Origin of the sequence: Pseudomonas sp. YQ_5 (genome assembly GCF_043103305.1) — a bacterium.
In the GTDB taxonomy this organism is placed as follows: Bacteria; Pseudomonadota; Gammaproteobacteria; order Pseudomonadales; family Pseudomonadaceae; genus Aquipseudomonas; species Aquipseudomonas putida_Y.
This window is the reverse complement of the sequence record NZ_JBICJS010000096.1, coordinates 203,628-223,353: the sequence shown is the minus strand read 5'-3', so window position 1 is coordinate 223,353 and position 19,726 is coordinate 203,628. Positions and strand designations below refer to the sequence as shown.

Genomic DNA, 19,726 nt, shown 5'->3' with positions numbered 1-19,726 from the left:
TGAAGCCTCAGCGATGCCAAGAAAATGGAGTTGGTGAGTCTAATCGGGTGGACTGCGAGCAGTGCCCTGTTCGACAGCTCGCTAGCGAATACAGCACGCCCTCCACTTTAATTACGCTACGCCCGCTGTCAGGTTTGCGCCCAATACAAGATGGCTTGCCAAACCAGTGCACCGAGAGCCAGCAATCCGACAGAAATTAGACCAATCATCTGTCTTTTTTGGCTCTCCTTGAGTGCCTGCTGGAGGTCGGTCAGTTGCGATTGTTGGGTCATCAACTCTTGCCGGGCTGCCTCGAGATCCGTCACGACATGCTCGAGAGACAGCTTGAAATCTGTTCCTTGGGTTTGCAACGCTTGCTTAACCGCCTGACGGGTTGCCTCGAACGTGCCTGTCATCATCTTACGAGTGTTCAGTATCGCCAACATGCTTTGCTTGGCAGATGCCACGACAGCACGCTGAACGCTTTCGACCTGCAGCGAGAAGCGCTCCTCCATTTGGTGGATGGACTCCTGCTGAGCAGTCATGCCCGAATCTAACATTTGCACACTGGCTTGCAGCTTTTTCTCCAGACTTTCCACAAGAACATCAATCTGCTCACGCAAAGCAGTTTGTTCACTTTGCAGTTGCGCGTAATGCGCCTCGAATCCCTCTCGCGCCTGTACGCTGGCTTCCAGCTGCTGCTCAAAATTCTCTTCAAGGACACCGAGCTGCTTACGCATAGCAGCCTGCTCATCCTGCAACTGCACGCTTGCTTGCACCTGCAGCTCAAGATTCTCTTCTAGGGTACCGAGCTGGTCACGCATAGCAGTCTGCTCATCTTGCAGCTGCGCGTTTTTCACCTCGAATGCTTGACGCGCCTGCACGCTTGCTTGCAGCTGCTGCTCAAGAGTCTCTTCAACAATGCCGAGCTGCTCACGCAAAGCCGTTTGCTGGTTCCGCAGTTGCTCATTCTGCGCTTCGAATGCCTCACGCGCCTGCACACCGGCTTGCACTTGCTGATCAAGATTCCCTTCAAGGGCACCGAGCTGCTCCCGTATGGCAGTCTGCTGATGCTTCAGTTGGGCATTCTGCGACTCGAAAGCCTCATGCGTCTTTTCGAGAGCCAACTCGCTTCGTTGGGCAGACTCCACGAAAGCCCGCTGAACGCTATCGACCTCTAGCGTGAAGCGCTCCTCCATTTGCTGGATGATCTGCCGCTGAGCGGTCGCGCTCGATTTGAACGCTTGCTCGTTAGCTTGCAGCTTCAGCTCCAGGCTTTCTTCAAGAACCACGAGCTGCTCATGCAACGCAGCTTGGTCATGCTGCATCTGCCTGTTCTGTGCATCGAGCGCCTGGTGCACCTGCCGCTCTGCAATCGACCAACGCTCATCCCGCTCCTCTAACCCTTGACGCAAGCACGCTAGATAATCCTGAGCAGACTCTCTCAACCGAAGATCGACACTTTGACTCAAGTCTTGGTTTGCCTGGTGAATGGCCTTCTCGGCATCACTCACCCGCACCACACACCCCACAAGCTTTTTCGCCTGCTCCTGGGAGATCCCTTTCGCTTGCATCAGTCCTTCGTTGGCAGCATTAATTTCTCGTTGCTGCTGCTCTAGTAGCCTTTGCTGACTGAGAATCTTGCTGTTTTGCGTCTGCAGCGTATCGGTCTGACCTTTCAAGATATTCTGCTGCTGCAACAGAACACCTTGCTGATCATGCAGGATCTTGGAGATCGCTGTATTAACGATCAAAAGCTGTGAGGACTTCTGCGTCAGGCTGCCAATTGACTTGTTCAAGTCCAGTTGCGCATCCTGAACCGCATCGTCCCTATCATTCCACCAGTTGCCGAGGAAATTACCTTCCTTTTGCTCTCGCCGCGCACGCTCCAATTTACTGGTGGTTGATTGAACCGACGCTTGGGCATCGGTCATTCCCTGCACCAGCTCCCTGATGTTGCTCTGGCGGATAATCTGCTCCGGCACGCTAACCGAAGAAAATGCTTCGACAATCTGGAGGTCTTGTCGCGTCGCAGTGCGGTTGTTCATTTCCATATCAAAGCGATTCCAGAAAATCTTCGATGTCTCGTTGGCTCGATTCGATGTACTCGATCATCGCCACGCTTTTAGCCACCTGTTCGCGTGTCTGGGATACAGTTTGCTCGAGGCTGGCCAAGGTCGAATCCGCCATTCGCCCCGAATCCGCTAACGTCTGTCCGATATCTTGGTAGAGCATGATCGACCGGTTGAAAGCGCTCACATTGCGCAGTGAGCTCTCAGACAGCTCAACCAAGCCTTGCGCGAACTCCTCCCGGCGCCGAGAGTCAGCGATAAGTTCATCCAAGAATCTCTCGTCGTAGCCATGACGATAGCGATCGAACATGCAGTCGATTTGATAGGCAAGAAACGCCGACAACAAACCGCTCAAGGTTCCTATCAACGCCGACGATAAGATATCTGCCACAGGTAGCAGAAACGCCATGCTTGAGATGAACGTTTTCACAGTCTCCTGAAGCAGGATGCCCACCGATGAGATCACCACCGTACTCAGGAGCTTCAAACCCTCCTGCAGCGCTTGATCGGGCGTCAGATGCGCGGGTGGAAAGAGGATCATCTTGAAGGCCTTGAATAAACCGATCAGACCCTCACGAATGACAGTGACGAAGCGCTTGGCGGTGGACAGAAATTCGTTGAGCACAAAGGTCAGCAAATTGCTCATAAAGCCGCTGATGCCCCCTTGGAACATCTGGGAGACTGCATCGGGAATTTTCTTTAGCACCCGCACTGCCACGCTAGCCAAGCGCTGGCGGATTTCTTCGAACAAGGTTTTTCCTTGCTCTACCCCATGCTTGATCAGAGCTTTGATCTCATTGAACAACCCACTCACTAACTCATTGAGCAGCACACCCAAAGCTTGGCGCATCCCCATCTGGGCTGCTTGGTTTGCGCCTGTCTTGAGGAGTTCACCGGTTTGCTTGACTCTGATCGCACGGTTCGCAGTGCGCTCAAGGAAATCCTCAGAACGTTCCTTTGCCGCCCTCATCCGCTCCGAATCGAGCTCCAGACGTTCGGCCTGGGTCTTGCCATCGACTACCTCATCAGCAAACTCAAGGATGTCTTTAGCTCGCTTGGGGTTGTTCACATCCCGATGCGTGGCGACCAGGTTTTCGGTGTTGTTGGCCACATCGCTAAGACGATCCAAGCCCTCACCTGTGTTGTAAGCCAGATGGTTCTTGCGATCGCCATAAATTTTCTTCAAGGCCGTCACATGATCGGCCTCAAGATTTACAGGATCGACCTGCTTACCGGTATAACCGTCTACTCCTGCTGCCTTCAACCTATCCTTGACACTCTGCTTGATGTCCTTGAGCTTGCTGCGGTCGTACCGCTCGCGGGAAGCGGCGTAGGTGTTCTGGTCTTTTTCCGCCACATAATCGGCACTGGCGTTTTCGAAGTTATGTACGGTGGTAACATTGCCGCCATTGCGATCATCGAACATAGCGGTAGACAGGCCGAATGGCCCAATGATTTGAGCAATGACCTGTTGCTGACAATCGCTGAACAACTTCTGGAGTCTCTGTTCCTTCAATTCGGTAAGGGTCGGTTCCATACCTATTCCTTGAATAACGTAGTGGGTGAGCAGAGAGTCTTTCAGAAAAACTGAGCGAACCAGGCCGAGAAGCTTTCACTGACTACACAGCGCGCGCCGTCATCGTGCCATACCGAAATCACCTGCCCGAATTTGCCTCCAGCAGTAGGCCTAAGATCGAGGCACAGATAGTCGCCACTCCCATTGGTAGCGAATGGAATCCATCCAATGTTCCACCAATCGTCCTGCACACCCGGGTCTGCTTCAGCCCCGCTGTTATCGAACCCTGAACTTTCGGACTGTTTTTTCCAGAAGGCCCAGGCATCCAAGACCCGCGCACTGGAGAGCCATTGATAAGCACCTAGCAGCGGCTCGCTGTTTCCCATCTGACCATCGTGCCCACGCAGGGCATCGAGGAAATCTTCAGGCAAGCTGACGCCCAGCTCACTTTGCAATCGTTGAAGATCTTTACTCGTCGCAGGTGGATTCAGGTCGGCCAAAATTGCTGGGTTGTGCGCTTGCAACGACGCCTCGAACAGGTGCCATGCGTGGGCCATAGGAAATTCCTCGAGAGTCAGAAATTTTCACAGCAGTGACAGCCTTACTGCTGTGGTCTGCAGCTTTTATCGGCTGAGCCTCTACAGGCTTGAATTAGGGAACTAGTAGCTCGCGGCAGACGACCTTCTGCACGGTCGCTCCTGCAAGCAGGTGCCACATCACACAAGCCACAACCACGGTCGACCTCCGTGGAGTGCTAAAGCCATACAGTCCGATTGAATCGAACGCTAAGACCCAGGTGATCGCATGACGATGTAGCATGCACTCCTGGTGCTTCTGCTCGCACATCGTATCCATGGCACCGATACAGGGATCCGCAGAACCCGCAAGAATGTCGTCAAGAAGCTGCCCCGCGGCAAGCGCGATATCATCTGGGGCATCATCGAAAAGTAAGAGCCCGAGCGATTACGTGCGGCACCTCTCAGACAATGAAAAGGTCAAATTTTCAGCTAGCACATAGCAATAGCGACATGCAGCCGTGAAATACCCAAAAACTGATACCTAGCATGGCAACGGGCTCAGAATTACGAGAATTATGTCTGAACAATAATTATTGGTTTTCCATAGTTTGACCTAAAACGATCGGGCAAACGGTCAGGTATTCTCGCAACCACCATCTGGGGTAGGTGTTCTGATCCGACCGTAGGCGTCATCACCTAAAATCGTGTCGCCTTCCTGATCGAACATCACAGCAAGCCAACGCGCCCTCTTCATCTCAGCTATTTGAGAGAAAAAACAGCGTTCGCAGAGGTGAAGCTCGTACTCTTGGCCGCAGTGCGCTGAGCCATTGCCCCATGACGCATGCATCGTTCCGTACTGAGGCTCACCTGCGCCATCCCATGTAGACACACCGCAAACATCGCAAACCACGTCGATGGCTATGTCATGTTCACCTGCTTGCGTGACCTTCCTACCACACCTCCGCAAACTGCCAGCATGTGCCCTGCCAGACGCCACAACTCAATGCTCAGCTTGCAGCGCCTAGATGCGAGCAGCCTGCCCCTGACGGGCCAGTAACAGGCGATTGAGTGTACGCATGATACCCTTGCCTCAAGTTCAATCTCTGGAGCATCCCGCTTGAGCACGCTAGCTGCGCCCGGTTATTACGAGTCACTGCTTCACGCTCCTACTTTCTCCTCCGACCCTGCCGGCAAACGCCAAGCCGAGCGCTGGAAACGTCTGGTTGACGACATCCACAGAAGCTCGACAGAGCAAGACCTGCGCGAGGCTCGGGGGAAGGCTGAGGGTTACATTATCGGCCTAGTCGAAGCGGGTCATCTCTGCCAAGACGGAGAACGCGACTACAAAATCCTCAGTAGCGTGCACCGTCGGCAAGACTTCTTGCGAACACTGCTTTCGACTTACACCTGACTCATGACCATCGCAATTCCGACGCATTCCTGAGGCGCCTGGATCCAAGGCATCAAGCCCCCTGACAAGAAACGAAAGCTTCCCGTATAAGCTCTGCGGATTCTGGTGTTTTAACATCCATGCAATTACCCCAATAGCATCGGTATCGCATCAGATGTCCATGCTATCGGGTAGATCCGTCTAAACTTATGATTAAGACCAGCATGAAAAACAGCTCTCATAATGGAAAAGCCTTCATTGTTGGGTTTAATCGTCGCTTTCAAAGGGATCAAAAACAGGCCCTCTCGGGCCTACATCCCAATTTCGATTCTTAACGTTTCCGCCCACATAGACTCCCTGAGCCCCTGTGAACATGCACTCGTTAATGTTCGCATTGCGGAAGTCAGCACCATCCACCTTAGCGCCTACAAATCGAGCTCGTCTCAGGTAAGCCCCACGAAAGTCTGCACCTCTAAGGTCTGCATAGCTGAAGTCTGCCTCCCAGCCGTAAGCACCAGGTTGAACCAGTGGGTCGGCAGTGATCGTGTAGAATTTAGCGTTGCTGAAATTTGAGCGGCTCAGCTTCGTGACATCTTGCAGCCAGTGATAATGCACCAAGCTTCCAGGAGCCTGCAGACCACTGAAATCGGGGAGGCTCAGCCGATCAACTACACGATCGATCCTGCTGAACAACAACAGACTGAAATGAAACCCACTGAAGTCTACTCCCCTCTTGTCGGCAGCTACAGCTAACGGAACCTGGTCACGAAGGCACTCCACAAGCGCGTCAAACTGCAGCAAAAAGCGAGCTCGACGGAACGCTCCCTGATAGGGCTCTACCCAGCGCCCCGCTGAGTAGCTGTGCTGGGCATACGTCGAGATCATCCGGTCAACGGAAACGATATCTTCGTATTTCAGACCGTACTCGTTAGCAATCACACGGAGCCAGGTGGCGAGCTTGGCACCTGGGCCACGCATTCCAGCAGCAGCAATTCTCTCAATCGCTTCAGGACAACCGTTTCGGAAATCATTGCGCAGCGCCACTGCGTCGGATTTGAACGCAGCAAGCGATGGGGTATGAGTAGTTTTCATTGCCTAGCCGATCGTGTCCCGGGAAGTGGTGTAACTGAACCAGCCGAAGGCGCCCTGCGGGCGAAAGAGGATGGTCATCGTGGTTCTTGGCTAACGTTGAGTTTGCGGACTTAACCTTCACCAGAGAAACCACGATGACCAAGCCCACTATCGCATTGACCGAGTTGGTTGAGAAAGGGGCAGACACTGATCTGCTCAAGCAAATGATCCAGTTCGTTGCCCAGCGCATGATGGAGTTCGATGTCGAAGGCCTGTGCGGTGCCGGCTTCGATGTCAAAAGCCCAGACCGGACAAACAGCCGCAATGGCTACCGTGACCGCCTGTGGCAAACCCGTGCCGGCGACGTCGACCTGAAGATACCCAAGTTGCGCCAAGGCAGCTACTTTCCGGGCTTCCTCGAACCTCGACGCACCGCCGAGAAGGCCATGGCGGCGGTCATCCAGGAGGCCTACATTCAAGGCGTTTCAACGCGTTCAGTAGATGAGCTGGTGAAGGCCATGGGCATGACCGGCATTTCCAAAAGCCAGGTGTCACGGCTGGCAGGCGAGATTGATGAACGCGTTCATGCGTTTCTTGATCGGCCACTTGAAGGTGACTGGCCCTACCTCTGGATCGATGCCACCTACGTCAAGGTGCGGGAGGCCGGGCGCATCGTCTCGGTCGCCGTAATAATCGCCGTGGCCGTGAACACTGACGGTGGCCGCGAAGTCCTGGGCATGCGGGTTGGGCCATCGGAGGCCGAGCCGTTCTGGACAGACTTCCTGCGCAGCCTCATGCGACGTGGCTTGCGGGGCGTGAAGCTGGTCATCTCCCACGCCCACGAAGGCCTGAAAGCAGCTGTGTCCAAGGTCTTCAATGCGACCTGGCAGCGCTGTCGCGTGCACTTCATGCGCAACGCCATGGCCCATGTCGGCAAGGGCCAGCGCACCATGGTAGCGGCGCTGCTGCGCACGGTCTTCGCCCAGGACAGCCGTGCCGAATGCCATCAGCAATGGCGTTTGGTGGCTGATCAGCTACGCGAAAAATACCCCAAGATCGCGGCGCTCATGGATGGTTGCGAGGATGAAGTGCTGGCGCACATGGCGTTTCCCAAGGCTCATCGACAGCAGTTGCACAGCACCAACCCGCTTGAGCGGCTCAACGCTGAAATCAAACGCCGCACCGATGTCGTGGGGATTTTCCCCAACGATCCGGCCATTACGCGTCTGGTAGGCGCGATGCTGCTGGAGCAGAACGACGAGTGGTGCCTGCAACGGCGTTACATGCAGTTGGAGGCCTTTGAGGCAGTCAGCGATAATCCACAGGCCAAGCTGTCGGCCGTGATCAACTAAACGGCAAACTCAGTGGCCAGAGCCATGATGAGTTACACCACTTCCTGGGACACGATCGCCTAGCCTCTCACGATCAACTCTAAGCCCTAGTATTTGTTGACCAATCAAGGTGACAAAGGAGGAGGATGAAACGACGGTGCAGGGGCTTTACCTAGCTAGGGCTGAACGCCACCGTCAATGGCGTGGGCTCAATAGTGAGAAAAATTCGAGACCACGTCAAGTCGGGAGTCAGTCACTCAAAACCAGTTTGGACGTGCTGGAATCATTGCCAGCAACGCGCACAATGTGCCACGCACGTGACAGCCGCCCTTTTCTGCTCACCCTTAACGTAGCGGGCTCGAAAGCTTGCAAAAGCTGGGGGCATACGCAAGCATTGATAGCCATATGACAGCATCCCTGGACGGCAATTTTGCTGCCTGTGCAGCTGTACCATTTACTAGCACTAGACTTCGCTGGGAGTGGCACCACTTCCAAGTCATCTGGGCTAATTCTGCCGCTACTTTTCTCTGCATGGATGCCACCGAATGGATTTACTGCTGCTCCCTCAGCGCTCGAAAACAGAGCTTGCGGACATCTACCGTCGCGCTTTCCGCAACTCAACCCATCTGTACATAGTCAGCGCCTACCTCACCCATTGGGACATCGAAGAAGATTTAGGGAGGCAGTGCGAGACCTTTACTTTCATCGTCGGCAAGGACTTTGGCATCACTCGGATAGCGGCTTGCAAGCAGGTGCTCAAATGGCTTCCTGAAAAATGGCACGAGGAGTTCCTCGTTGCAGAAGGTATTGTGGGCTTTCACCCGAAGGCGGTTTTTTGGCAGGAGGTGAATGGATCATGCTATGCACTCGTTGGCTCATCCAATCTCTCCAAAGCTGCGTTTTCATCCAACCACGAGGCCAACGGATATTCGCGTATTTCGAAGACAACGTTCCGAGCGGCTGAGAAATGGATTGAGAATCTCGCAAACAATTGCGCGACACTCGATTCGAACTGGCTTGCGGGCTATCAGGAAGCAAAGCAGCCAAGTAAACCTAAGCGACCGGGGCGGCAGGATGGGGATGACGATGGGGCGGTGTTCGAGCTAGAGCTACCTAATCCCAAATCCCTTTCAAGGCTCGACCAAGTGCTGGCTCGACGACGAGGGCAAATGCGGCAGTTCGCCAAATTCCGCTCCGAACTGGAGGCAGCGTTCAGGGCAGCAGCAGATAAAAAAAATTGGAAGGCGAGCGACGATGCAAAATTCTATGCCCAGCTCAACAGTCTCTGGTGTTATGACCATCAAAATCGTTTCCAAGGTGCCGGCTGGGAGCGTCAGGGAAGGAGCAGTAATTTCCAGCAGCTGGCCATAAGCTTAGTAAAAGTGCTCAATGCCAAAGAGATATCGCGGGATAGGGTTGTCAGGGTAGAAATTGATCATCTTGCCAGCGCTGGGGTCAGCACACGTGGAGCTCTATTCTCTGAGATGCTCTGCCAATTTTTCCCAAAACGTTACTTCGTCCTCAATTCCCCAATCCGCGATTGGCTGCTAGCAACAGGCGCTGACAGGGTGAGAGGTGCAAGCCAGGGAGCCAACTACATCCGATCGGCGCGATTGCTCCGCATCGCGCTGAGTCGGGCCAAAACCTATCCCGCTAAAAATCTGGCTGAACTCGATGCCGTTATCTGGAGGGAGCGCAATCCTCACGCAGCACTGTGAATAGAACCGTTTAGAAAATTCTTCCTCGAGCGGTAGACCCTTAAGATTCGTGAATCCAAAACACGACGCTGATACGGATTGAGGATGACGATGCATCTAGGGTGCCGGCAGGCAATTGAGCAATCTTGGCGTGACTCGACTTTCTGATCTATGTGTAAAAGCTGCACCGGCAAACCGTATGAGGAAAGAGATGGAGCTTGTTACTGTTGCATGCATTGCGTTAAATCGGATTGGCTCTGCAAACTCCGCAGGCTTTGGCTACGGAAAGCATCGCAGGCAGCAGTTTTTCACAGAAGTGACTGACAGCGACGTGGCCACGCTCCGCCAGAAGGTCATTGAAGTCGCTGAGGCTAATGGGGAACAGGAGGGTGCACTTCATAACCTTGAGCAAGCCCAAAACCTGGGGTTCCCACCAGGTCAAATCGTGTTCGACGTTCAAGGACTAACTACCCAATACAGTGAGCCCTACGCCGCATGTATTGTCTTCCCCGCCCTGAAAGTGGCTGGCCGGTTTTTCAAGCTCGAGGAGGTGGCGGAACACGGGATGGCATTGCACGTTTCGCCCGGCTAGGCGCGAACTGCGCTTGACAGACCAACGCCAAGCGCGGATGAGTGCTAGGACGAAAGCTTACGCTTGAACTTAAACATCACGTCGTCTAGCCATCGCCCATAAGCTGCAGGAGTCGCCGGAATGAGCAGCCGACGCTCCTGCAGCTCCTGCTCTGAGCGGTGCGACATAGTGAAATGCCCTGTCGCAACCGCAGGCGGCTCTGCAAAAACTTTGTATGACACGCCATGCAGAGACAGCTGAAACCACCCTCCTCGGCCTTGGCAAAGGATGACATGCGCAGCTTCCGCCAAGCGCCTCACTTGGGTTGGCGATACGTAGTACCCGTCGAAGTGGTTAGACGAACGCGCTGGGTTTGTGAGAGTCATCGACAACCAAGACAGGCCACTGTCGTGATGCCGCCAGACCAGACCAGGAGCGTCAATTCCTGTGAGTTCATCCCTATCGAAATCCTCATAGCCAGATTTGAGGGTGCTTAGTCCAGCTTGGCAAAACTTTAAGAAATAGGATTCGTGTTCAGAGTGGATGGAGCGCAAGCTACCCGGATTAGCCGGCTGAGGCAGGAAAGCCAGCTCAAGTCGGGTTTCGTGATCTCTGCCGCCCCATCGTCCGTTTGCGTTGCGAATCTGCAGCCTCTGCGCAAACTCCGCCTCACTGCCGGCACTGCGGCTCGTACTTAGCTGATTCAGAGCCCGGACGACACAATCAGATAGCTCGTGCTCATTGGTAAATGTAGCACGGAAGAGTCCGTCGACGTAATCCGATACTTCCCATCGAAACTCCTGCTGTGGCCCTTCCACCGCAACGTCATGCAGGAATGCCAGGATCGGTTTGCCAGTGGCTCGAGCGCGCCGGAACTCCTGCTGCGTCACCGACTCCCCAGATTCAGTTTTGAATCCGAAATCAGCACCCAAGACAAGCACCACCACATCCGCCTGCTCTACTTCAGTCATGCAGGCTTCCTGAGAGGAATACGGCCAAGCACCAAAGTCCTCACACATGACTGGCACATGCCCGAGCAGTAAGGCAGCCTTCTTGGCAGCGGCACGATAGCTCTCAAAATTACGCACGACAGAGCTGATGAACACGTTCATAAAAACCCCCAATCACCCCAAGATTCGCCAAGCTCATATGCGCCTGAGCGGCCGTAGCGCGCCCCAATGCGGCATGGCAACTGAACACTCAATCCCCGGAACGCCAAAGGTTGACATTCTTAGAATTATGCACAAAAATCCTGGTTGACACTACAGATTATTTGCACGCTTTTCGGAGAAATGCATGCCTGAATATCAGCATCCAAGTGAGCTCGAGCCGAAGCTCAGCCGCGCCCATCTTGATGTCGTCTGCAACAACCTTTTGGATGCTGCTTACAAAGCTCTTGAGGCTACATCCACTGAAGATGACACCAACTGGACGAAAGGGATTTTTCCTTACGGTCGCATCCATGGTCGGTTTAAGCGTTTACATCGTCAGGGTGACCTCCCTTGGTTCAAGCTCGTCAACAACACGTTGGATTACACGATCAGCATTGATGGGATTTTGATGCAGGTGGTGACGGATGACCCGGACACACGTAAGAAAGGTTATCGCTTGGAGAAGAACGTCGTAGAGCTTTACCACGACAGTTTGCTTGGGCCGGCCACTGACGGGAACGTTACCTGGCGGTTGTATGTTGACAGCGATAGGAACCCAGATGGCCCAACGCTGACCGTATCTGTCTTGGGCTTCGACACCAACCGCAATGTCATCAGCAAGTGGACACACAATTACGAACCTCTGGTTTCTGTCCGCACCACTGAGCTCTCCCCTGTTGTTGAAATTGATGATTCTCTACCAGTTCGTCGCGACAAGGACGCTGGGCAGAAAGAAACGAAAGACGCTGACCTGAAAGATGAATGACACAACAGGCCTCCTGCCTCTGGGTGATGAGTTCTCACCCGACAAGCTCCGCCTCGCGAGGTGCGCCTCGGGGCGCTCCCTTGCTGAAATCGGCGAGCTCCTTGGAGTGACTAGGCAATACGCACACAAGCTCGAGATCAACTCAATTCCCAACCCAGGACAGTTGAAGCAGCTCTGCGAAATCCTGAACGTCAAAGAAAGCTTTTTCTTTGCCCCCCGCAAGAGTGGTGTTGAGCTTGAGCAATGTAACTTCCGCAGTGTGCGCACCTCGACACAGACGCTGAAGAAAACCATCGCAGCTCAGGTAGAAATGTTTGAGCTTCTCGTTGATGAGTTGGACAAAGAGGTAGCGTTCCCCGCGGTTGATTTTCACGTGATTGAGGAACCGGTTACCGGTGCCGGGAAAATTGAGCAGGTTGCCGAGCGTTTCAGAAGAGAGCAAGGCATTGGCCTAGGCCCACTCTCGAGCGTTACCAAGCTGGCGGAAAAAATAGGTGTGCTCGTCGTTAACCTGGCTGACGCAGACGATCGCATTGACGCATTCTCGCTATTCAACAAACGTCCATTGATCGTCCGCAACACCTCAAAAGTAAACCCTGGACGGCAGCGCTTCGATCTGGCTCACGAGCTCGGTCATCTGGTTATGCACCAAGGTATAGAGACTGGTTGCCGTGAAACAGAAGAGCAAGCCAACCAGTTTGCCAGCGCCCTCCTTATGCCGAGGGCGAGCTTCGCCGCGGAGTTTCCGGCAATGCGGGGCAAGTATCTGAACTGGCCAGCATTGAAAGAGCTGAAGCTTCGCTGGAAGGTCAGCTTCAAGGCGCTAATTTATCGCGCCCGGGCTTTGGATCTGCTTACCGCAGATCAAGCCAAGAGCGGATTTACCTACCTCGCGCGGAAAGGGTTTACCAAGCATGAAGAGTTCGATGAGCTCATTCCTATGGAGTCTCCTCTGCTTGTTCAGCGCGCAATCGATCTACTGGATTTCTCGACATGGAGCCGGGTTCTTGCAGGGGCGGGGCTGACGAGTCAGATGGTCGAGGCCCAATTCATGCTTAAGGTACCTATGCCCCCTTTAAGGCTGATAAGGACTGGCGAATCACAAGGGTGATTCGGAGCCATCTCCACCTGAGCGCAAATTTACTTGATCATCTAGCAGCGCGCCTAGAATAGACCTTTTACCGGCAGAGCCCCATGAACGACCAGCAATCTTCGCCTCATAATGCATACTTCAACGACTCTGAAGCATCCGTCGCGTATCAGAACGATCTGCACCAACTTTTGGAAAAACTGACGCCGTTCCTTTCTACTAAAAAGCTTAGGAACCTTCGCGAGTCCAAATTGAGACCGAATCCACAGTCGTTCTCCGAGAAGCAGTATCTTCAGACGGCGTGTGAACTTACGGTTTGCGGACACTTTGCTGCTGCATATCCCGATACCTTTAAGTATGAGCCAGCCCTCAATCCTCCTAAGGATGTAGACTGTTCATTTGGCGTGGAGGGCGTGACATACAATATTGAAGTCAAATGCGCTGACTACACTAAAGCGCAAGCTATCGATGGACAGGATGCATTCAAAATTAGCTTTCTCGGACGCCATCCCGATTTTCTAACGCTGCGCGATCAACTTGCGCCAATTTTCGAGACGCCCGAGGATGGTAAGCCCCTTGTTGTCCAGCAAAACATGGATAACAAAATGAAGGACTACCTAGAAAGCGCCCATCAAAAATTCAGCTCAACTCCTACCGACGACGCAGTGAACATACTCGCTGTCTGCTGCGATACACCTCAGGATATGCAAAAGTGGTATCACTACCTGATTGGCGCTGAAGGCTTGTTCACACAAGAGTCGTTCACACCACAGGCCGCCTACTCGCGGGTCGACGCGGTATACCTGACCAATCTGTATCACCGGCACAAGGACTACTCATCGAAATCGAACATTTCCAATCACTGGAGCTTGTCGGACAGCTTCGGCTTCATCGTATCAAACCCATTTCGTGCCCTAGACAAAAGAGAGCTCTTAAATCGGTGCCTGACGCTACTGCCTAATTACTCTCAGGAATTGCGCGACTTCGAATTTGAAGAAGGCTTACCTATTGAAGTCCAGCGAGGACTGTTCATTCAGCACTTTGTTGCAGAATTCCTATTGCCGCGAGGCATCAAGGCCTTCAACTGAGTTCTCTTTGCCGGCAACAAATTGGAGACTGGAGATGGTTTTATTCTACGCCTGCATAAGCGTATAGCTGCGCTGAGGCTGGTCTAGTTTTCAGTCGGTTTGTCTCTGTCCGCCGGCCAGGCCAGCTACCTTCGCTAACGTTTAGGATTAGGCGGCATAGGCACTCTGCCCCAGACCGAGGGGCAGATGCCTTGGAAAAAACCGGGACTGAGGAGCTAGTCAGAAAATTTCATCGTCATCATAGGCCGCGGCGATCCCGGACAGGTCAACGTCGAATGCCCTGTTCAGCCGCAAAAGCGCGCGATCATTGGGTGGATCGTCAACATCGATACATCCCGAGGCATCTGCAAAAATGACAATCGCCTTGGCTCCAGTCTTGGAGCTCGGGTAGATGATCCCATCAATTTGATGATCATCATCGGTGCGGTAAACGTGCCGAAAATACTCGGTGACGACCTGAGTCGGAACGTATTCAGCATGGGCACGATCGCTTCGCTCAATCGGTTTGGTGAAATCCTCAATGAAGTCTCGCATGAAGCGGAAGTATGGCCTGAGTGTCTGCAGTGCAGGATCGAACAGACTCGGTACAAAAAACGAGCGGGATAGGTCAACAATCCGTAGATCTCTGATAGGCACAAACTCTCCAGTCGCAGCCTTCTTCAGGGTTTCACATCCTGGATCGTAGGTTTCACGAATAGCGGTTTCTTGATCGAACGCACCGTAAAACATGGGGATGCCAACGGGGCTCATCCGGTTCGGCATGTTGGCATGAGCCGCCGGTGGGGGCCCAAGCTCACTCGATCGGGTGAGTTGAGTTTCAGGATCGACGATACGAACGCGGAAGATCGGCTGTCCTGCTGGTACTGTTCCTATCAGTTCGAGCTTTTTGGCAACGCTCCCCAGCGTTTCAAGAATGTCGACCGGGTTCATCTCATCGTGCTGGTCAGCCGCATACGAGGTGTTCACAGCTTTGTAAAATACAAATCGTGCGGTATGAATGATGAAGTTACTGAAGCTCTGCCAACCGTAAACCAGAGTTCGATCTATTGGTAATGAATAGGGATCCCGCTCGCACCACGCCACATCGTATATGGATCCAGCGAGAGTATTCAACACCTCTTCCGAGCACTCGGGGCCGTAGTTGTATAGAAGCTCCCACGTACTGTAAACCCGCCCCTGCCATCCTCCTTCCCGGGTTTCGTAGGCGAGTCCCTCGTTAGCAGCGTCGCCCCACTCTAATGAGAAGCTGGTAACGACATGCTCAATGACGTCGTTCATGTCAGTGACACGTCGGCTTTGATCGCAATAGCTACAGTTTCCTCGCACCGAGTTTTTCCTGACGAAAGCTTTTAAAGCTTCATCCTCGACGCAGCGTAAGCATACGAACGTGTCCTCAACTCGCGAGAAGCCCCGATCCATGTCCTCTTCCATCATCCTCTTGACGCCACCCATACGCCGGCCTCCTCATTCTCAAAACAATGCAGGATCAAAAATCTTCGGGACACAGGGGTTACATATCACCTTTAGCGACCATCCTTCAGGACTATGATCACGAATAGCACATGATTAAAGGAACCGGGGCCGGAGTGTCCATCAGTCTGACGCTTTCCTCAACCACCCAGGCGCCAACCGGCCATACCACTTGAAGCACCATGAGAATTGTAAAGGTCAGGAAGGCCCGTAGCAGGTACTCATGTGTCATCTTGATGCCGGTAACCTTCTCGTTGACCAACGAATAGTTATGTAGGACAGCGCGGGCGAGTTGTTTGGCTAAACCCGCTCTAGGCGAGTTTTCTTTCCAGGTGGTGGCTAGCTCCCCAGGGCCGAGCTGGGCGAAACCTGCAACTTTCAACGTTCTGAACGCCCAGGCCCCTGCGCTCAACAAGAAGGCAACTGCCAACCCGAACAGCATGAGCCCCGCACAGCCTAGCCATTTGCTCGCTTTGTCACTCCACAGCGCCGGCAACAACGAGACTAATACGGGTATCAGCGCCGTGATGGCTGCGAGGTAAATTCCTGCCTTGGCGTCAGCACTCTTGCGGCGGTCAACCTCCGCATCGAAAAGTCGCCTAGATTCGTCCAGCACCACATCGCTGTCGGTCGTCCAATCCCCTTCACGCACTGATGCAGCAATCTGCTGCTTCCACTCTGCATCCGCGGCCAGTTCAGTAGGTGCCAGAGGGATGACCGTCGGCCACAGCCAGCGGAGCCGTTCTTTAAGTTTGAGCAATACTGTTCACCGTCAGCTCATCTACGATCGCTGAAGCAATTGGGTAGCCTGTTAGATTCTCGATCCACGCCCACTGCCCGTTCGGGTTGATCTCCAAAAACCACAATTTCCCCGCTCGATCGCATACCAGGTCGATGGCGCCGTACCGAAGACCAAGACGTTTAACGAGCTTCACGCATTGGCGCTGAACACGAGGCTCAAGTACGATCTTCTCGTGGCGAAGATCAGGCCGGCTACCCTTTCGCCAGTCAGTTTCCGTTTCCTCGTTATCTTGCGACCAGATCGCCGTTGCGAAAACACCCTCGCCCACAACAGTCACTCGAACATCGTATTGTTTCAGGATTTCTGACTGCACAATGAATGGGGTCAGCCTGATTGATTCAGCCTGATCATCCTCAATCTCAGCGAGTCGCGTGGTGAAGATTACTCGCTCCGTTTCACCCCCCAATACCGCCTGCCGAAGGGGCTTACCAATCGCCTTGCCGAGTGCATTGATAGCTTGTGCAGAGGAAATGTCATTCGTGACAAAAGCCTGAGGTACCTGGAAGCCAATCTCCTGCGCAAGGAGGAGTTGCATCGGCTTGTCCTCAGCCATAAAAATCTTTGAGGGTGAGTTCAGCCACCGCCCCTCTAATCTGGAATACAGGCTTTTGAGAAAGCTGCTCCACTCTGCTTCGGCGTAGGCCCGCTCGCCAGGATCTGTGACCGTGTCAGCTACAACAGGGGCTCCTGGTCTGCGGAAATAGGCCCCAGTTATCTGCGAACCACGAACAACTACCCCGTCCAGCGAAATAGACCAAGCGTCCCGAGGAAATCCTGCCATCGAGCACAGTGCTTCGGGCAATTCCTCGGTATTGAGGCGGAAAAAAGGCTGGCCGCGCCGGCGAAGCTCAGCAACCACGTAGTCCATCGTGATGTCACGGCGATTTGTCACCAACAGCAACATGTTGCGCTTCCAGGTTAGTCTGAATAGTAACGTGTGTCCAAGCCGAACGTAGGATCACCATTGTCATCGCGCTCCAGCTCGACGTTGGTTTTCGTGATCAGTTCGAGGATGTGGTTGGCATTACACCGATCGTCTCTCTCAGTGACCGCATCAGTTTTGGTCACGAGCTGCAGCAGGTGGTTACTGGAATCGAAACTACGCAAATCACCCAGATCTGCCGACTGTCCACGATAGGGACTGGGATCATCGTCATCGCTTTCGACCTTCTGATAGGTTTTGGTCAACAACTCAATCTGCCAGCACGCCTCATCATCTTGTTCGGCGTTGACCTTCGTCTTGGTCATCAGCTCGTTCAGGGCACCGTCAGCGATGATTGGGACTTCACCATTCGGAGCCTGAACCGCCCACATCTGGAGGTCAGGAGAATAGAAGCCAGGTATGGTGTCCTCCCCTGTTCTTGGCGTCGCAAATCGAGAGAGGAATGGCGAATTTTGTAAAGCTCCCAAGCTGGCGTCTCCTTTGCCGGGCAAGTCGCGATAGACGAGATCCCGCCGACAATACCATTTGGCCAGCATTGGGGTAAACGGAAGGCAAGGCCCCAGACACGAGTATGTAGCGTCGACTTATCGCGCATCGTGCTCAAGTAATCCTCGTGCTTTCACAGAAATGGCGCACAACGCAGTTGCCTGGCTGATCGAACGCACGCGGCCTCAGATTGACGGCCCTGTCATGCTCAACTAGCGCAGATTCGAGATAGCGAACCACATGTCGAATGTAATGGTTTGCTCATGCCTTGCTCACCCTCCCCCCCGTTTACTTGGCCTCGCAGCCACGACGGTGACGTTGTTGGCAGCTACGGCGACACTCTCCGGTTGAATCGAACGCTAGAGCTCAGTTGGTGGCGATTGTCATCAACAGGGAAGCAGCCCTTGTTCATTGAGATTGAGGAGCAATAGCTGATGCAGCGCCGGCAAGCGTAGATCTTCGGAGATTGTGCCGCAGTTAATTGACGGTGATACGATTTGGCCTTGCTCAAACGCTACAAGGAAGCAATTCGATGGCCTTACTGGATAATATTTTGCATGAGATCCTCGCCAAAGAAGATGCTGAGGAACCCATGTTTGTTTGTGTGACCTGCATTGGCGACACTTGGCTCAAGAAACAGGCCTCAAGACGTTCGCAGGAGCAGCTCTGCTCCTGCTGCGGCCGCTCAGTGCTCGAGGCGCTCACCTCCAGCAAAATTGCATCGACGATCAAAAGGCACCTTTCGGATCATTTTGCCATCGACCACGGACTTCACCCAGGTTACGAGATGGGCCTCAGTCGGATAATTGGTATTGCCATCCGGTGCGAATCGGAAGCCGTATGTAATGCGGTGGCCGAACGGCTCATTGATACAGATGCTGATGAGGAAGACTTTTACTTCAACGGGCAGGAGTATTGCCGGGTATCAAGCCCGTTTGAATCTGAGGAGCACGAGCGCTGGTGGGTCGAGGGTGATTGGACGCGTATAGCGACTGAACTGGTGCATGGCCGCAGGTTTTTTAATACCAATGCCAGCATGTTTTTCGAGTCCCTGATTTTTGAAGCGATGCGAGCAAGTAGGCGCGAAACCCCTGATGTGACTGCTGTCGTCAAGGTTGCCCCGGAAGCTACTCGCTTTTATCGAGCTCGAATTGCCTCCACTCATAATCAGCTCCTGGCATTTCAAAATGATCCCGCGAAGGAGCTAGGAGCGCCCCCAAAGGATCGCGCTGCCAATAACAGGATGAGCCCTTCAGGCGTACCACTGCTTTACGTCGCCGCCGACGCACAGACGGGGATTGCGGAGGTACGGCCCTCGATTGGGGATAAAGTGGTGGTGGCAGAATTCGTCTCCACCCGACCGTTGGAATTCTTTGATTTCACCGCGCTCACTTCGCTTGAGCACCAATCAATGAGCTGGTTTGAGCCTGGTTACCAGAAGCGAACTGATCGTCGGCTATTGCTTGAGTATCTCCACGACTTGATCGCCCGGCCTGTGCGCGCTAATGACACGGATTATGTTGTGACCCAAGCGCTTGCTGAATTCATCCGGTACTATGACAAGCAGAGGTTTGATGGCATCTCGTTCCGCTCAGTTCAGCGAGAGGGCGGTGTTAACTATGTGCTTTTCGACCGAAGTCCCCTTGAAGCACTGCAGATACCTGAATGGGTACCTCAGTTCGATCTCATCGCGTCAAAGGATGGTGTGTCGGTCTTTGAAATTTCCCGTGTTGAGTATCTCACGACCAAGCTCAGCAGTTGAGCAGCCTGCAGGGCCGAGACCAG

General features: G+C 53.6%; 16 protein-coding genes and 1 pseudogene. 8 read left to right on the top strand and 9 right to left on the bottom strand.

Going from position 1 to position 19,726, the window contains the following annotated elements:
• Nucleotides 1-128 precede the first annotated feature (128 nt).
• Genes ACF8EA_RS22770 through ACF8EA_RS22760 form a run of 3 tightly spaced genes read right to left on the bottom strand, consistent with a single transcriptional unit; the run spans nucleotide 129 to nucleotide 4,124 of the window.
• A complete protein-coding gene (locus ACF8EA_RS22770) occupies nucleotides 129-2,033 on the bottom strand; it encodes a hypothetical protein (protein ID WP_135192863.1) in 1,905 nt (634 codons plus the stop codon).
• Nucleotide 2,034: 1 nt separating this feature from the next.
• Nucleotides 2,035-3,588 carry a hypothetical protein gene (locus ACF8EA_RS22765; RefSeq protein ID WP_135192864.1) on the bottom strand — a complete coding sequence of 518 codons (1,554 nt, stop codon included), beginning with the start codon at nucleotides 3,586-3,588 and terminating at the stop codon, nucleotides 2,035-2,037.
• 41 nt (nucleotides 3,589-3,629) lie between these two features.
• Entirely contained in the window at nucleotides 3,630-4,124 is a 495-nt protein-coding gene (locus tag ACF8EA_RS22760) for an SMI1/KNR4 family protein (RefSeq protein WP_135192865.1), read from the bottom strand.
• Nucleotides 4,125-4,392: 268 nt separating this feature from the next.
• On the opposite strand from ACF8EA_RS22760, the pseudogene ACF8EA_RS22755 reads away from it, so the two are divergent.
• A pseudogene (locus tag ACF8EA_RS22755) lies at nucleotides 4,393-4,585 on the top strand (hypothetical protein).
• A 1,157-nt stretch (nucleotides 4,586-5,742) separates the two neighbouring features.
• Here ACF8EA_RS22755 and ACF8EA_RS22750 read toward each other — a convergent pair.
• Nucleotides 5,743-6,567, bottom strand: a complete 825-nt coding sequence (locus ACF8EA_RS22750) for a pentapeptide repeat-containing protein (RefSeq protein ID WP_392523308.1) — start codon at nucleotides 6,565-6,567, stop codon at nucleotides 5,743-5,745.
• A gap of 134 nt (nucleotides 6,568-6,701) precedes the next feature.
• Between ACF8EA_RS22750 and ACF8EA_RS22745 the strand changes: the two genes are divergently transcribed.
• The 3 genes from ACF8EA_RS22745 (at nucleotide 6,702) to ACF8EA_RS22735 (ending at nucleotide 10,166) form a co-directional block, all read left to right on the top strand.
• Nucleotides 6,702-7,898, top strand: coding sequence for an IS256 family transposase (locus ACF8EA_RS22745; RefSeq protein ID WP_135192869.1), 1,197 nt, complete (start codon nucleotides 6,702-6,704; stop codon nucleotides 7,896-7,898).
• 524 nt (nucleotides 7,899-8,422) lie between these two features.
• Nucleotides 8,423-9,595, top strand: a complete 1,173-nt coding sequence (locus tag ACF8EA_RS22740) for a phospholipase D family protein (RefSeq protein ID WP_135192870.1) — start codon at nucleotides 8,423-8,425, stop codon at nucleotides 9,593-9,595.
• Between the two features lie 190 nt (nucleotides 9,596-9,785).
• On the top strand, nucleotides 9,786-10,166 hold the full coding sequence (locus ACF8EA_RS22735) for a hypothetical protein (protein ID WP_135192871.1): 381 nt from the start codon (nucleotides 9,786-9,788) through the stop codon (nucleotides 10,164-10,166).
• A gap of 44 nt (nucleotides 10,167-10,210) precedes the next feature.
• Here the strand turns inward: ACF8EA_RS22735 and ACF8EA_RS22730 are convergent, their stop codons facing one another.
• Nucleotides 10,211-11,257, bottom strand: coding sequence for a DUF4062 domain-containing protein (locus ACF8EA_RS22730; RefSeq protein WP_392523307.1), 1,047 nt, complete (start codon nucleotides 11,255-11,257; stop codon nucleotides 10,211-10,213).
• A 184-nt stretch (nucleotides 11,258-11,441) separates the two neighbouring features.
• Here ACF8EA_RS22730 and ACF8EA_RS22725 point away from each other — a divergent pair, with 184 nt between their 5' ends.
• From ACF8EA_RS22725 to ACF8EA_RS22715, 3 genes are all read left to right on the top strand, one after another.
• Nucleotides 11,442-12,062, top strand: a complete 621-nt coding sequence (locus ACF8EA_RS22725; RefSeq protein ID WP_135192873.1) for a hypothetical protein — start codon at nucleotides 11,442-11,444, stop codon at nucleotides 12,060-12,062.
• Nucleotides 12,055-13,173 (top strand): XRE family transcriptional regulator, encoded by a 1,119-nt coding sequence (locus tag ACF8EA_RS22720; protein ID WP_135192874.1) that lies wholly within the window; start codon nucleotides 12,055-12,057, stop codon nucleotides 13,171-13,173. Before ACF8EA_RS22725 ends, ACF8EA_RS22720 begins: the two co-directional genes overlap by 8 nt.
• A gap of 83 nt (nucleotides 13,174-13,256) precedes the next feature.
• On the top strand, nucleotides 13,257-14,240 hold the full coding sequence (locus ACF8EA_RS22715) for a hypothetical protein (RefSeq protein WP_135192875.1): 984 nt from the start codon (nucleotides 13,257-13,259) through the stop codon (nucleotides 14,238-14,240).
• A gap of 219 nt (nucleotides 14,241-14,459) precedes the next feature.
• On the opposite strand, the gene ACF8EA_RS22710 is transcribed toward ACF8EA_RS22715, so the two are convergent.
• The 4 genes from ACF8EA_RS22710 to ACF8EA_RS22695 all read right to left on the bottom strand — a co-directional run bounded on the left by ACF8EA_RS22710 (nucleotide 14,460) and on the right by ACF8EA_RS22695 (nucleotide 17,922).
• Nucleotides 14,460-15,659 (bottom strand): HEPN-associated N-terminal domain-containing protein, encoded by a 1,200-nt coding sequence (locus ACF8EA_RS22710; protein ID WP_392523322.1) that lies wholly within the window; start codon nucleotides 15,657-15,659, stop codon nucleotides 14,460-14,462.
• Nucleotides 15,660-15,789: 130 nt separating this feature from the next.
• On the bottom strand, nucleotides 15,790-16,470 hold the full coding sequence (locus ACF8EA_RS22705; protein ID WP_135192948.1) for a hypothetical protein: 681 nt from the start codon (nucleotides 16,468-16,470) through the stop codon (nucleotides 15,790-15,792).
• On the bottom strand, nucleotides 16,457-17,416 hold the full coding sequence (locus ACF8EA_RS22700; protein WP_274119337.1) for a hypothetical protein: 960 nt from the start codon (nucleotides 17,414-17,416) through the stop codon (nucleotides 16,457-16,459). The genes ACF8EA_RS22705 and ACF8EA_RS22700 overlap by 14 nt, the downstream gene beginning before the upstream one ends.
• A gap of 14 nt (nucleotides 17,417-17,430) precedes the next feature.
• Nucleotides 17,431-17,922 carry a hypothetical protein gene (locus ACF8EA_RS22695; protein WP_223271195.1) on the bottom strand — a complete coding sequence of 164 codons (492 nt, stop codon included), beginning with the start codon at nucleotides 17,920-17,922 and terminating at the stop codon, nucleotides 17,431-17,433.
• 551 nt (nucleotides 17,923-18,473) lie between these two features.
• Between ACF8EA_RS22695 and ACF8EA_RS22690 the strand changes: the two genes are divergently transcribed.
• Complete coding sequence (locus tag ACF8EA_RS22690; protein WP_135192950.1) at nucleotides 18,474-19,703, top strand: RES family NAD+ phosphorylase; 1,230 nt, start codon at nucleotides 18,474-18,476, stop codon at nucleotides 19,701-19,703.
• Nucleotides 19,704-19,726 lie beyond the last annotated feature (23 nt).